Here is a 14,389-nt window from a genome sequence, read left to right as displayed (position 1 = left end):
GTCGAAGCCTCCATGTCCTCGCCGTCCAGCCTGCTGCACTGGACCCGCCGCATGATCGAGATCCGCAAGCAGAACCCCGCCTTCGGACTCGGCTCATACACCGAACTCCCCTCGTCCAACCCGGCGGTGCTGGCCTTCCTGCGCGAGTACGGCGACGACCTGGTGCTGTGCGTGCACAACTTCTCCCGGTTCGCGCAGCCGACCGAGCTCGACCTGCGAGCCTTCGACGGGCGGCACCCGGTGGAGCTGATCGGCGGGGTGAAGTTCCCGGCCGTCGGCGAACTGCCGTACCTGCTGACGCTGGCGGGCCACGGCTTCTACTGGTTCCGGCTCACCCGACCCGCATCCCGCATCGGCCGCCGCCGCTGAGCGCCCGGCGCCGAGGAAAGGACGCGTCATCATGCCGAAGACCATCACCCTCAGCCCCCCGGCGGCGACCGGTACCGACGGGCTCCTGGCCTCGCTCGGCGGCCTGCTGCGCGATTGGCTGCCGCGGCAGCGCTGGTTCGCGGGCAAGGACCGCCCGGCCACCGACCTGTCGGTGCTGTCCGTCACCGAGCTGTTCCCGGGCTGCCTGCACCTGCTGGTGAACGCCTCGCACGCACCCGTGCCCACGCCCGGCGGCGCTCACCCGCCCGGCGACTGCTACCAGCTGCTGCTCGGCCTGCGCGAGCGGCCGGCGCCGAGCCTGGACGGCGCCTGCATCGGGCGCGCCGAGCAGGGTCCGCTGGCCGGGTTCGCCGTGTACGACGCGCTGCACGACCCGCGCTGCGCGCACCTGCTGCTGGAGCGGCTGCGGCAGCCCGGCAGGGCGGGGCCGCTGCGCTTCGAGGTGGACGAGGCCGCCCGGGTGCCCGGCGGTCTCGCGCCCCGGCTGCTGACCAGTGAGCAGTCCAACACGTCCATCGTGTACGGAGACGCGTACATCCTGAAGCTGTTCCGCCGTATCCAGCCGGGCGTCAACCCGGATCTGGAGGTGCCGCAGGCTCTGGCCGCGCAAGGATGCGCGCGGGTGCCCGCGCCGGTCGCCTGGTTCTGCACCACCGCGCCGCGCCCGGCCACGCTGGGCGTGCTCCAGCCGTTCCTGCCGGACGCGGTCGACGGCTGGGAGCTGGCACTGGGCGCGCTCGCCCGGGGTGACGACTTCACCGCCGAGGCGAGCGAGCTGGGCGGCGCCATGGCCGAGGTGCACCTCGCGCTGGCCGGAGCGTTCCCGGCGGGCGGAGGGGACGAAAACGTTGTCACGGCCGACGCGATGTGCGGTCGGCTGGACGCGGCGGCACGCGCGGTACCGGGACTGCGGCCCTATGTGCCGGGCCTCAGGGCCGCGTTCGGGGCGCTGGCCGCCCGCGAATCGGGTCCGGCGGCCCAGCGGGTGCACGGCGATCTGCATCTGGGACAGGTGCTGCGCGCCGGGTCCGACTGGTTCGTCATCGACTTCGAGGGCGAGCCCTCCCGTCCGCTCGCCGAGCGGCGGACCGCGCAGTCCCCGGTGCGTGACATCGCCGGGATGCTGCGCTCCTTCGACTACGCGGCCCGGCAGCGCCGCCCCTGGCGGCCCGAGTGGGCGAGCCGCTGCCGGGAGGCGTTCTGCGCGGGCTACGCGGCCCGCGCCGGCTGGGATCCACGCAAGGAGCACGCGCTGCTGCGCGCGCACGAGACGGACAGGGCGGTGTACGAGGTGCTGTACGAGGCGAGACACCGGCCGGACTGGCTTCCGGTCCCGATGGCGGCCATCGAGCGGCTCGCCGAGTGGAGAGGCTGAACCATGGCACTGCGCGACACTTCGCTGCCCGAGACCTCGGGCCCCGTCCGCACGTCGGGCACCGCCCTGAGGGGCGAGGAGCGCGACCGTCTGCTCGGCGGCGCGCATCACGACCCGCACTCCCTGCTGGGCGCCCACCCGGTACCGGGCGGCGTGCTGTTCCGGACCCTGCGCCCGAACGCGCTGGAGGTGAGCGTCCTGGCCGACGGGGTGCGCTCGACCCTGGCCCCGGAGGGCGACGGTCTCTTCTCGGCCGTCCTGCCGTACCCGGAGATCCCCGCCTACGAGCTGGTGGTGGCCTACGAGGACGGCGAGCGGACGGTGCACGACCCGTACCGTTTCGCGCCCGCGCTCGGTGAGCTGGATCTGCACCTGATCCGCGAGGGCCGGCACGAGGAGCTGTGGAAGGCGCTGGGTGCCGAGCCGATGACCCACGAGGGGGTCGGGGGCACCCGGTTCACCGTCTGGGCGCCGAACGCCCAGGGGGTGCGGCTGGCCGGGGAGTTCACCTTCTGGGACGGCACGCAGTACCCGATGCGCTCGCTGGGCGCGGCCGGGGTGTGGGAGGTGTTCCTGCCGGGGATCGGGGAGGGCGCCAGGTACAAGTTCGAGATCACCTCGCGGTACGGGCACCGGTTCCTGAAGGCGGACCCGATGGCCCGGCTCACCGAGGTTCCGCCGGACACCGCCTCCGTCGTCACCTCCTCCCGTTACGCGTGGGAGGACGCCGAGTGGATGGCGCACCGGGGCGACACCCCCGTGCACCGGGCGCCGATGTCGGTGTACGAGGTGCATCTGCCGTCCTGGCGGCCGGGTCTGACATATCGCGAGCTGGCGGAGGAACTGCCCGCCTACGTCAGGGACCTGGGCTTCACGCACGTGGAGCTGATGCCGGTGGCCGGGCACCCGTTCAGCGGCTCGTGGGGCTACCAGGTCACCTCTTACTACGCGCCCACCCCGCGTCTGGGGTCGCCGGACGACTTCAAGTTCCTGGTGGACGCGCTGCACCGGGCGGGCATCGGCGTGATCATGGACTGGGTGCCCGCCCACTTCCCCAAGGACGACTGGGCGCTGGCCAGGTTCGACGGGGACCCGCTGTACGAGCCCGGGGACTCCCGGCGCGCGGAGCACCCGGACTGGGGCACGTACGAGTTCGACTTCGGCCGGACCGAGGTGCGCAACTTCCTGGTCGCCAACGCGGTGTACTGGTGCGAGGAGTTCCACATCGACGGGCTCCGCGTGGACGCGGTCGCCTCGATGCTCTACCTCGACTACTCGCGGGACTCCGGGCAGTGGGCGCCGAACGTCTTCGGCGGGCGCGAGGACCTCGACGCGGTGGCCTTCCTCCAGGAGATGAACGCGACCGTGTACCGGCGCTGCCCGGGTGTGGTGACCATCGCCGAGGAGTCGACGGCGTGGGAGGGCGTGACCCGGCCGACCGACAGCGGCGGTCTCGGCTTCGGGCTGAAGTGGAACATGGGCTGGATGCACGACTCGCTGGAGTACGTGCAGAAGGAGCCGGTGCACCGCAAGTACCACCACCACGACATGACGTTCTCGATGGTGTACGCGTACAGCGAGAACTACGTGCTGCCCATCTCGCACGACGAGGTCGTGCACGGCAAGCAGGCGCTGGTGTCGAAGATGCCCGGCGACTGGTGGCAGCGGCGTGCGAACCACCGGGCGTACCTGGGTTTCATGTGGGCCCACCCCGGCAAGCAGCTCCTCTTCATGGGACAGGAGTTCGCGCAAGGAGCCGAGTGGTCGGAGAAGCACGGGCCCGAATGGTGGCTGCTGGCGGACGACTACCACTCGGCGGCCGACCACCGCGGCATGCGGGACCTGGTGCGGGACCTGAACACGGTGTACCGGGACGCCCCGGCGCTGTGGCAGCGGGACACCGATCCCGGCGGCTTCCAGTGGTCGGTGTGCGACGCGGCCGACGACAACGTCTTCGCCTTCGTCCGGTACGCCGAGGACGGCACTCCCCTGCTGGCCGTTTCCAACTTCTCGCCCGTGGTGCGGGAGGACTACCGGCTCTGGGCGCCCGAGCAGGTATCCGCCTGGCAGGAGTCGCTCAACACCGACGCGGCGCGCTACGGCGGCAGCGGTGTCCAGGTGGGTGACGGGGGCAAGCTCTGCCCGCAGGACGGCCGGCTGCGCCTGACGCTGCCGCCGCTCGCCACGGTCTGGCTCACGCCCGCCCGCTGAGCCCGCCGCGGCCGGCGTCCGGCGAGGGGCGGCCGGGGGACGACCCCCCGGCCGCCCCTCCTGGCGCGCCCGGGCGGCCGCGCCGATACCCGCACGGATCGGCGGCACCCCGGACCCTCCGGACGCCCGCAGGTCATCGGGGGATCACGACTTTCTCCTTCCCGGCACCGAATCCGCTCCGCCGCGCTACATTCGTGCACCGCCGACACAGAGCCGATCGGCGGTGTCACCCTCCGTACTTCCAGGAGCAGCGCATGCGCGACGTCGCCTCCGCTCCGGCAGTGTTCCCGCCGCTCACCGGCGGGCTCGCCGACACCGTCTTCGACAGAGCCGGGGAGAACCCCGGACTCCCGCTGCTCGCCCGGCACGCGCGGGGAGCCTCCGGCGACTGGGAGACCATCACGGCCGGCCGTCTCAGGGACGAGGTGCTCGGGCTGGCCAAGGGACTGGTGGCCGCCGGGATCTCGCCGGGCCACCGGGTCGCTGTGATGGCCCGCAACCGCTACGAGTGGACGGCGCTGGCGCACGCGCTGTGGACGGTGGGCGCGGAGCTCGTCCCGATCCATCCGATGTCCTCGCGGGACCAGGTGGAGTGGATTCTGCGGGACGCCGGCTGTGTGGCCGTCGCGGTGGAGGACGAGCTGGGCGTGATGACCGTCGGCACGGTGTGCGCGGCGCTCCCCCGGCTCAGGCACGTCTGGCAACTGGACGCGGGCGCGCTGCCCGAGCTCGCCGAGCGGGGCGCGAGGATCCCGCTGGCCACCGTGGAGTCGCTGCGCCGGATCGTGCTGCCGGACTCCACCGCTGCCGTCACCTACACCTCCGGCGCCACCGGCCGCCCGATGGGCTGCGCGCTGAGCCACCGCGGTCTCGCCTACCCGTGCGACGTCCTGCTGGCCGGCTGGGGCCACACGGCGGCGCAGCCGGGCGAACAGCCCTCGGTGCTGGCGTTCCTGCCGTTCTCGCACGTGTACGGGATCATGGTCCAGACGATGTGCCTGCGCGGCGGCATCCTGATGGCGCACGAGCCGGAGATGTCCGAGGAGGCGCTCGCCTCGGCGCTGAGCACCTTCCGGCCCACGTATCTCTACGGAGTGCCGTCGGTGTTCGAGAAGCTGTACAAGACGTTCCTGAGGACGGCTCACCAGGCGGGCCGGGGCGCGCTGTTCGAACGTGCGGCGCAGACCGCGCGGGACTTCGCGGAGGCCGAGGAACGCGCCCGGCTGGGCGTCGGCACCGGTCCCGGCCTGGATCTGCGGCTCCAGCACGCCCTGTACGAGCGGACGGTGTACCGCAGGCTGCGCTCCGCGCTCGGCGGGCGGGCCCGGCGGGGCACCTCGGGCGGGTCCTCGCTGAGCCGCGAACTGTCGCTGTTCTTCGAGGGCATCGGGCTGTACATCCACGACGGGTACGGGCTGACGGAGACCTCGGGCGGGATCACCATGCAGCCGCTGGGCCGGGAGAAGTCGGGCACGGTGGGCGTGCCGCTGCCGGGCACCGAGGTCCGGGTGGCCGGGGACGGGGAGATCCTGGTGCACGGCCCGTCGGTGTTCCAGGGCTACATCGGCGACGAGGCGCGTACCCGGAGCGTGCTGCGCGGGGGCTGGCTGTCGACGGGGGACATCGGGCGGCTGGACCGGGAGGGGTATCTGACCATCACCGGCCGCAAGAAGGACCTCATCGTCACCTCCAGCGGCAAGAGCGTGGCGCCCGCCCCGCTGGAGCAGCGGCTGCGGATGCACCCGCTGATCCATCAGGCGGTGGTCGTCGGCGAGGACCGGCCCTGCATGGGCGCGCTGATCACGCTGGACCCGGAGTACCTCTCGCACTGGCGGACCGCCCTGGCGCTGCAGGGCGACTTCGGGGGGCGGGAGAGCCGGGAGGAGAGCGCGCTGCGCGAGGAGCTGGCACGTGCCGTCGCGTCGGCCAACAGTATGGTGTCGCGCGCCGAGTCCATCCGGGTCTACCGGGTCGTGCAGGAGCCGTTCGCCCCGGACAACGGCCTTCTGACGCCGTCGCTGAAGCTGCGCCGGGACGTCATCGCGCGGCACTACGCGGCCGAGATCGACGCGATGTACAAGGCGCGTTCACGTGCCGCGCGGGGCGGACGGACCCCGGAACCGGCGGACTGGGACGAGGCCGACGACGTGTTCCGCTGACCCCTCCCGCCCGTCGGGTGGCGCGGCCACGCGTAATCCGCGGCGCGCTGGGAACCCGCCCTGGTGAACTGACCAGCGACGATGACCGCCCCGGACCGCGGGCCCGTACTCCCGGGCCCGCTCCGGGAGACCGGGCCGGGGAATGCGAGATGGCGACAGAGCGGCGTTGGGACGGCACGCCCCCCTCCAAGAGGGCGCACGAGCGTGCCTACAGCTTTCCCGGTGAACTTCCGAACGTGACGGGCGCACGGCTGGCGGCGGAGGAATTCCTGCGCGGGCTCGCCCGGGACGCGCCGCCCAGTGCGCCGGAGTACTGGGACGACATCCTGCTGGTGGTGACGGAGCTGGCGGCCAACGCGATCCAGTTCGCGCCGGGCCCGTTCGCTCTGCGGATGCGGCGCACCTTCGACGGGGTGCACGTCATCATGCACGACACCAGCACGGTGGTGCCCGAGCCACGCCCGTTCAGGCCGAGTTCGGGAGGCGGGGGGATCGGCTGGCATCTGGTGCACACCCTGTGCGACCAGGTCAGCGTGGTGGTGGTCGGGGACGGCAAGGACATCCACGCCTTCCTGCCCTGGTGAGGGCGCCAGGAGGTGTACCGGCGCGGAATCGGGTTACTCCGGTGCGTGGAGGCGCGGGCCGCCGCCCGCGCGTTGCCGCCGGGCGCCTCCGACTGGCGGAACGGCTCCGGGCGCGGTGGGATCGGGGTGTGGTGGCAGTGGTCCCGGGCATGCGAACGGCGTCCATCCGGACCGACGGGAGCCGCAGAAGGGAACAACACCGTGACACGACGACCCAGGATTCTGGTGATCGGCGCAGGCTTCGCCGGAGTCGAGTGCGTCCGCCGGCTGGAGCGCAAACTCGGCCCCGACGAGGCGGACGTCGCCCTGGTGACGCCGTTCTCCTACCAGCTCTACCTTCCGCTGCTGCCCCAGGTCGCCTCCGGCGTGCTGACGCCGCAGTCGATCGCCGTCTCGCTGCGCCGCAGCAAGAAGTACCGCACCCGGATCATCCCGGGCGGGGCGATCGGGGTGGACCTGGCGGCGAAGGTGTGCGTCATCCGCACCATCACCGACGAGATCGTCAACGAACCCTACGACTACCTGGTGCTGGCCCCGGGCAGCGTGACCCGCACCTTCGACATCCCCGGCCTCGCCGAGCACGCCTTCGGGATGAAGACGCTCGCGGAGGCGGCCTACATCCGTGACCACGTCATCTCGCAGCTCGACCTCGCGGACGCCAGCGACGACCCCGAGGAGCGGGCGGCGCGGCTGCAGTTCGTGGTGGTCGGCGGCGGATACGCGGGCACGGAGACGGCGGCCTGCCTGCAGCGTCTCACGCACGCGGCGGTCCGCCGCTATCCGCGGCTGGACCCGGGCCTGATCCGCTGGCACCTGATCGACATCGCGCCCAAGCTGATGCCGGAGCTGGGCGACCGGCTCGGCAAGCAGGCGCTGAAGATCCTGCGCGACCGGGGCATCGACGTCTCCCTCGGGGTGTCGGTCGCCAAGGTGACCGAGGACGAGGTCACCTTCACCGACGGCCGGGTGATCCCGTCGCACACCCTGATCTGGACGGCCGGTGTGGTCGCGAGCCCGCTGATCGGCACGATGGAGGCCGAGACGGTGCGCGGCCGGCTCGCGGTGACCCCGGAGATGACCGTGCCGGGGCACGACGGGGTGTTCGCGCTCGGCGACGCGGCGGCCGTGCCGGACCTCGCCAAGGGCGAGAAGGACGCCATCTGCCCGCCCACCGCGCAGCACGCCATGCGGCAGGGCCCCAAGGTGGCGGACAACATCATCCACTCGCTGCGCGGCGAGCCGCTGGAGCCGTACGTCCACAAGGATCTCGGTCTCGTGGTGGATCTCGGCGGCAAGGACGCGGTGTCCCGGCCGCTCGGCATCGAGCTGCACGGCATCCTCGCCCAGGTCGTGGCGCGCGGCTACCACTGGTCCGCGCTGCGCACCGGGGTCGCCAAGGCGCGGGTGATGGTGAACTGGCTGCTGAACGCCGTCGCCGGCGACGACTTCGTCCGTACGGGCTTCCAGGCCCGCAAGCCCGCCCAGCTCAAGGACTTCGAGTACACGGACTCCTATCTGACGCCGGACCAGATCCGTGAAGAGGTGGGGAAGGCCGAGGCGGAGGGCAGGGCGCGGGGGAAGGTGACCGGGGGCTGAACCGGGTGAGCCGGGGTACCGGAGGCCGCCGTCCCGTCGTGGGGAAGGCGGCCTCCGGCGGCTCGGGGCCGTTCGCACGGGGCGCGGGCGGGCCGGGCCCGTGTCCCCCGGCCGGGGGCGAGCTGGGCGGGGCCTCGTGACATCCTGGGTCGTAGATCATGGTCCGGCACGGGAGAGAGAGCGCGGCGGCGTGAAGGCAAGGGGACGGGCGCTTCTGGTACGGCTGTGGGACCGGCTCGCCGCGTCCGATCCGGGACTGCTGCGGCTGATCGCGGGGCTGCGCACAGTGGCCGCGATCGCCCTCACCCTGATCCTGCTGGCCTCGCTGCACTTCCCGGTCCCCCACCTGGTCGCGGGCGCGATGGCGGCCATGGCGGCGACCTTCGCCGTGCGGGAGACGGACCGCGGCAAGCAGGCCCTCACGGTGGCGCTGGCCCTGCCCGTGGCGCTGGCCTCGGTGTCTGCGGGGGCGGTGCTGAACCGCTGGCCGCTGGTCAGCGACCTCTCCTTCCTCCTGATCATCTTCGCGGCCGTCTACGGGCGCCGGTTCGGCGACCGGGCCACCGGGCTCGGGCTGATCGGCTTCCAGGTCTACTTCCTGTCACTGTTCGTAGGGGCGACGCCGGCGATGCTGCCCTCGCTGTACGTCGTGATCACGGTGGCGGTCGGGTGCGCCGCGTTCGCGCGGTTCGTGCTGATGCCGCAGACCGAGGCGGGCACGCTGGACCGGCTGCGGCGGGCCTTCCGTGCCCGGCTGGGGCAGTTGCTCGGCACGCAGATCGAGCTGCTGGACGCCGGGCCGGACGACGTGGACAAGGTCGTGGACGACCTGCGTACCGGCACGGCCCGGCTGCACGAGACGGCGCTGATGATCCAGGGCCGGCTGGAGAGCGGTGCGTCCGACGAGGCGATGGCCCGGCTGGTGCAGCGGCGTGTCGCGGACGCCGAGATCGCCGCCGAGCGCCTCGGCCTGATGCTGCTCACCGCGCGCAGCGCCGAACGGACCGACACCCTCACCCTGCATCTGCCGGGCGCGGCGGTGCCGTCCGGCCGGATGCTGCCGGTGCGGGATCCCGCGACGGCGACGATGCGCCGGGACCTGCGGGCGCTGCGGCTGCTGGTGCTGCGCCCGGTGGGCGAGACGTCGGGGACGGCTCTGGCCCATGTGCGCAACCGGCTGCTCGGCTACCGCGAGGAGGACGACCTTCCCGAGGCTTCCCCGGCCGTGCAGGACGTGTTCCGCGGCATCGGTGAGGCGGCGCGCGCGGTGCTGGGTCTGCGGACCGCGCTGGACGGCCCGCAGGACGAGTCCGACGACAGCCCGGCGACCAGCCGGTCCCGTGAGGAGCTGGACGCCGAGGACGCGGCGATCGAGATCAGCGAGGAGCCCGAAGCGGACAAGCCCGAGGAGACCGGGCTCCGGCGTCCCACGACGCGGGCGGCGATCCAGGTGGCGGTGGGGGCGTCACTGGCCATCGTGGGCGGTGAGCTGCTGTCCCACCAGCGCTGGTACTGGGCGGTGCTGACCTGCTGGATCGTGTTCATCAACACCACCTCCACCGGGGAGATCCTGGTGAAGGGCGGCCGGCGGCTGCTGGGCACGGTCCTCGGGGTGGTCGCCGGTATCGGGCTGGCCGGTGCGGTGGGACACCACACGTGGACGGCGTTCGCGCTGGTACTGGTCTGCGTGTTCGCCATGTTCTACACCGCTCCGCTGTCGTACACGCTGATGTCGTTCTTCGTGACGGCGGCGCTGGGGCTGCTCTACACCCTGCTGAACACGTACAGCATGTCCGTGCTGGTGCTGCGGGTGGAGGAGACGGCGCTGGGCGCGGCCTGCGGGGTGGTCACGGCGGCGGTCGTGCTGCCGGTGCGCACCGACCGGCGCACCGACGAGCTGCTGGCAAAGGTGCTGGACAAGCTGGCCGAGCTGACCCGGGCGGCCGTGGACCAGCTCAGCGGGCGTCCGCACACGGACCTGGTGGAACAGGCCCGTGAGCTGGACCAGGCGCTGGCGGATCTGCACACCGCGACCAAGCCGCTGACCCACCCGGTCACCCCGCTGCGCTCCCGCAGGGACACCGCGCGGTACGTGGTGGCGCTGCTGGAGACCTGCGCGTACCACGGGCGGGCGCTGGCGGCGACGGCGGAGCTGCTGCCGAGCAACCCGTCGATCGCGGCCGATCCCCGGCTGCGGGGGGTGTGCAGCCGGATCGTGCACAACATCGGGACGGTCGCCGACCACGTCCGTGACCCGCACTCCCCGGCCGCGCTGGAGACCGGGCCGAGCATCGCGTCCATGCTGGAGCCAGGCACCCTGGCAACTCCCCGCTGGGGGCGGGTCACCGACCGCGTCCTGCGCCACCTCCAGCGCCTCGACGAGGCGGCCTCCGGCCTCGCCCGCCCCCTGGGGGTCCCGGTGCAGGTGGAGGCGGCGAGGAAGTGACGGCCGAGGGCACCGCGGTGATCTCGGCGCACGGTCTGCTGCTGCGGGAGTGGACACGGGAGGAGCTGCCCAGTCCCGCGCGAGCCGTTCGACGATCTTGAGGTCGCCCACCGCACCCGCCGGCGGCGCCGTTCGACGCGGCGGCCGCACGGGCCCACCTGGACGGTGCGATCGGGGCGCTGCGGCGCTCCATCTGCTGGAGATCGAGCCGGACGACGCGGCCACTCGTCCCGCATCCGGGCGCAGATGCGCTGCGGGAGGCGGGTGGCTGTGCGGCTCCGCGAGAGGTCCTCGAAGAAGCGCATGGAGAGGATTTCCCGGTCGCGTTCGGGCAGGCGGCTCACAGGCTGTCGGTGAGCGCGCCGCCCTCTCCGGCCGGGTCGGCGTCCAGGAAGAGGTTGCTGTAGCTGTCCAGCGCCTCAGGCCCGGTGGTGACCTCCGACTCGGTGAGTCCGGTGTGCCCGGCGACGCCGGCGACGCCGGGCACCCGGCTGCCGGGCCGCTCGCGGAGCCCGCGGCGGGCGGCGCGGACCCGGTTGCGCGGCTTCCGCACCCGGCGCGGCACCCGCAGCGCGCGGGTGCGGTCGCGGAAGTGCCGTCTGGCCTCGCCGGTGATGCTCGGGACGGCGTCTCTCTCGAAGGCGCCGCGTTCCGGGTCGCAAGCGGTCGATGGCCTTGACCAGGCCGAGCGCGGCCACCTGGCGCAGGTCCTCCGCGTTGCGGTGGAGGGTGCGCGGCCGGGAAGCGGGCGTGTTCAGCGCAGGGGCACGACCGCGGTGACACGCTTGCCACCGCGCGGGAGTCCGGCGACCCGTACGTCACGGGCGAGGAGACTGACGATGGGCCAGCCCCGGCCGCCGGTGCGGACGCGGTCCGCCCCGGTGCCGGACAGTGCGGTGAAGTCCGGAAGTTCGTCGCTGCGGTCGCTCACCGAGAGCCGTACGCCGTGCGTGTCGACGTCGACCTCGAAGCGGGTGATGCCACCGCCGTGCAGGATGGCGTTGGTGGTCAGTTCGGAGGCGACCAGGAGGGCGTCCTCGAGGGTCTCGTCGGCGCAGGTGAGGGCACGGTCGCGACAGCGTTCGGTCACCGCGCGGCGTACGTCCCGGCGGGCGTCGGCCGGGCGGTACGCCGTGGTCCTGCGGCTCTGCCGGGGCATGGCCGGGGTGCTGGTCGCGTACTGGTCACGCATGTTGTCGTCGTCCCTCCCTGCGCGGTGCCCGGTCTCTCGTGGGCGTCGCCCGGACGGCCGGGGTCTCTTCTTGCGGCTGACCGCCGGCGGCGATGTCAAACACGGGACAGCCGTGCCTTTTCCGGGTCCAGGGCGGGTAGAAACCCCGCATGAGTGAAGTCGTGGACGCGGACGAACTGTTGCGGCGCATCCGGCGGGGCCGGGATCTGGCCGCCGAGGAGGAGCGGGTGTGGCTGGAGCGGGCGCAGACCCTGACGGCCACCGATCCGGACCGGGCCCGTGAGGCGACCGAGCGGGCGCTGACGTACCAGGTGGTGGCCGGAGTGCTGACGGAGATCATCGCGCCGGGCAGCCATGCGGCGGACGCCGGTGGGACGGGAGCGCCGGGAGTGAGGCACGTCACGTGATACCGGAACCCATACCGGTCGGACGCCCTGTGGTTTATCGTTCATACATATCGGGGCGCGATTCGGACCGGTACCCGTGTGTTCCGCGCGCTTCCGCCTTGACTGCCCTGGCTGGTTTCCCCCGTCCAGCCAGGGCTTTTCCCTGTCCTCGGCACGGCGGGCCCGTGACCGGCCGGTTCTTCGAGGTGCCCCGCGCGGCGGCAGCGGCTCCAATGGGCTTAGGGAAACCACCCGAACGGCCGCCGGTGAGGAGCCCGCATATGACCAAAGCCATCAAATTGCTCACCGCCCTGCCACAGGCCCAGCGGGAACGGCTGATGGAACTGGCCAGGGAGGTCTCCTTCCCGGAGGACACCCGCGTGTTCGAGGCGGGTGGCGTCGCGGACAGGTTCTGGGTGATCCGCTCGGGCGCCGTCTCCCTGGACCAGCAGGTGACCGCCCGGCAGTACATCACCGTGGCCACGCTCGGCGCCGGTGACCTGCTGGGGTGGTCCTGGCTCTTCCCCCCGTACGAGTGGGACTTCGGGGCGGTGGCCTTCAGCAACGTCCGCGCCTACGAGTTCGACGGGCCCTCCGTGCTCGCGCTGTGCGTGGAGGACCCGCTGCTCGGGCTGTCGCTGGTGCGCACGGTGGCCGAGGTCCTGGCCCACCGGCTGGAGACGACACGCGGCAAGCTGATGGACCAGTACGCGATCCGGCGGATCGCTCCCCTGTAGCCCCGGTTCAGATCCGGTAGCGGCGCAGCGCGGGCATGACGGCGGCCAGCGCCAGCATGACGACGACCACCAGCGCGCCACCGCCCGCGACGGCGGCGCGGGGGCCGAAGGCGGACCCGGCGGTGCCGTGCAGCACGTCGGCGAGGCGGGGTCCGCCCGCGACGACCACGGTGAAGACGCCCTGCATCCGGCCGCGCATCTCGTCGGTCGCGGCGGAGAGCAGGATGGCGCCCCGGAAGACCATGGAGACCATGTCGGCCACGCCTCCGGCGGCGAGGAAGGCGACGGCCACCCAGAGGTTGCCGCTCAGCCCGAACCCGACGACGGCGAGCCCCCAGCCGACCACCGAGCCGATGACCATCCAGCCGTGCCGCCGCGCCCGCGAGAACACGCCGGAGAACAGCCCGCCGAGCACCGAACCGACCGGGATGGCGGCGAAGAGCACGCCGAGCGCGAATCCCGCGCCCCAGCCGCCGTAGGTCTGCGCGGCCAGCTCCGGGAAGAGGGCGCGGGGCATGCCGAAGACCATGGCGACGATGTCCGCGAGGAAGGACAGCAGCAGCACCTTGTGACCGGCGATGTACCGGAACCCGGCTGCGATCTCCCGTACCCCGGCCCGGCGCGCCGCGGGTCCGCCCAGCGGGGGCAGGGCGGGCAGCCGGAAGACGGCCCACACGGTGAAGGTCAGCGCGACGGCGTCGATGAGGTAGAGCTCGGGCAGTCCGACGACCGGGATCAGCACGCCGGCGAGCAGGGGTCCGGCGACCAGGCCGGTCTGCATGACGGTGGTGCCGAGCGCGTTGGCGGCGGGCAGTTCCCCCGCCGGGACCAGCCGGGCGACGGAGGCGCTGCGGGCGGGCTGGTTGAGACCGAAGAACGCCTGCTGGGCGGCGAGCAGGACCATCAGAACCGGCACCGAGTCGAGGCCGGTGACGGCCTGGGCCCAGAACAGCAGCGAGGTCACCGCGATGCCGATGTTGGTCACCAGCAGCAGCTTGCGCCGGTCCACGGTGTCCGCGACGGCCCCGCCCCACAGCGCGAAGACCACCATGGGAACGAGCCCGGCGAGGCTGGCGTAACCGACCCAGGCGGAGGACCGGGTGATGTCGTAGATCTGCTTGGGCACGGCCACCGCGGTGAGCTGGCTGCCGACGGCGGTGACGATGGTCGACGACCACAGGCGCCGGTAGGCCGGGATGCGCAGGGGACGGGTGTCCATCGCCCAGCGGCGCCAGCCGCGTACGGGCCGGTCCCCTCCGGGCGTCCCGGCCGTGCCCGCGTCGGTGGTGCTGCTCTCGCTCGTGTCCACGGAG

The 14,389-nt window shown here is 72.8% G+C and carries 12 protein-coding genes; 9 read left to right on the top strand and 3 right to left on the bottom strand.

All coding sequences use genetic code 11. The features are described 5' to 3' along the window. The 7 genes from ACWCV3_RS20765 to ACWCV3_RS20735 form a co-directional block, all read left to right on the top strand. A partial coding sequence (locus tag ACWCV3_RS20765; RefSeq protein ID WP_451226046.1) for an alpha-glucosidase C-terminal domain-containing protein occupies positions 1-369 on the top strand: 369 nt, incomplete at its 5' end. 31 nt (positions 370-400) lie between these two features. Continuing rightward, on the top strand, positions 401-1,765 hold the full coding sequence (locus tag ACWCV3_RS20760; protein WP_451226043.1) for a maltokinase N-terminal cap-like domain-containing protein: 1,365 nt from the start codon (positions 401-403) through the stop codon (positions 1,763-1,765). A gap of 3 nt (positions 1,766-1,768) precedes the next feature. Then, positions 1,769-3,976 (top strand): 1,4-alpha-glucan branching protein GlgB, encoded by a 2,208-nt coding sequence (gene glgB / locus ACWCV3_RS20755; protein ID WP_451226040.1) that lies wholly within the window; start codon positions 1,769-1,771, stop codon positions 3,974-3,976. Between the two features lie 254 nt (positions 3,977-4,230). Continuing rightward, complete coding sequence (locus ACWCV3_RS20750) at positions 4,231-6,135, top strand: AMP-dependent synthetase/ligase (RefSeq protein ID WP_451226037.1); 1,905 nt, start codon at positions 4,231-4,233, stop codon at positions 6,133-6,135. 149 nt (positions 6,136-6,284) lie between these two features. Next, positions 6,285-6,719 carry an ATP-binding protein gene (locus ACWCV3_RS20745; RefSeq protein WP_451226034.1) on the top strand — a complete coding sequence of 145 codons (435 nt, stop codon included), beginning with the start codon at positions 6,285-6,287 and terminating at the stop codon, positions 6,717-6,719. A gap of 201 nt (positions 6,720-6,920) precedes the next feature. After that, on the top strand, positions 6,921-8,315 hold the full coding sequence (locus tag ACWCV3_RS20740; RefSeq protein WP_451226031.1) for an NAD(P)/FAD-dependent oxidoreductase: 1,395 nt from the start codon (positions 6,921-6,923) through the stop codon (positions 8,313-8,315). A gap of 190 nt (positions 8,316-8,505) precedes the next feature. Next, a complete protein-coding gene (locus ACWCV3_RS20735; protein ID WP_451226028.1) occupies positions 8,506-10,761 on the top strand; it encodes an FUSC family protein in 2,256 nt (751 codons plus the stop codon). 340 nt (positions 10,762-11,101) lie between these two features. On the opposite strand, the gene ACWCV3_RS20730 is transcribed toward ACWCV3_RS20735, so the two are convergent. Both ACWCV3_RS20730 and ACWCV3_RS20725 read right to left on the bottom strand, forming a co-directional pair. Next, positions 11,102-11,314, bottom strand: coding sequence for a hypothetical protein (locus ACWCV3_RS20730; protein WP_451226025.1), 213 nt, complete (start codon positions 11,312-11,314; stop codon positions 11,102-11,104). 201 nt (positions 11,315-11,515) lie between these two features. After that, positions 11,516-11,953 (bottom strand): ATP-binding protein, encoded by a 438-nt coding sequence (locus ACWCV3_RS20725; protein WP_451226022.1) that lies wholly within the window; start codon positions 11,951-11,953, stop codon positions 11,516-11,518. Between the two features lie 149 nt (positions 11,954-12,102). Between ACWCV3_RS20725 and ACWCV3_RS20720 the strand changes: the two genes are divergently transcribed. Then, positions 12,103-12,360: a hypothetical protein gene (locus tag ACWCV3_RS20720; RefSeq protein WP_451226019.1), complete on the top strand. Its 258-nt coding sequence runs from the start codon at positions 12,103-12,105 to the stop codon at positions 12,358-12,360. Between the two features lie 260 nt (positions 12,361-12,620). After that, the gene (locus tag ACWCV3_RS20715) at positions 12,621-13,076 is read left to right on the top strand and encodes a cyclic nucleotide-binding domain-containing protein (RefSeq protein WP_451226016.1); all 456 of its coding nucleotides are present in this window, start codon (positions 12,621-12,623) and stop codon (positions 13,074-13,076) included. A 7-nt stretch (positions 13,077-13,083) separates the two neighbouring features. Here the strand turns inward: ACWCV3_RS20715 and ACWCV3_RS20710 are convergent, their stop codons facing one another. Continuing rightward, positions 13,084-14,385, bottom strand: coding sequence for an MFS transporter (locus ACWCV3_RS20710; protein ID WP_451226013.1), 1,302 nt, complete (start codon positions 14,383-14,385; stop codon positions 13,084-13,086). Between the last annotated feature and the right edge of the window lie 4 nt (positions 14,386-14,389).

This window comes from Streptomyces sp. NPDC001781 (genome assembly GCF_053596035.1).
Note: the sequence above shows the minus strand (reverse complement) of the source record. Positions and strands in the feature narration are given on the sequence as shown.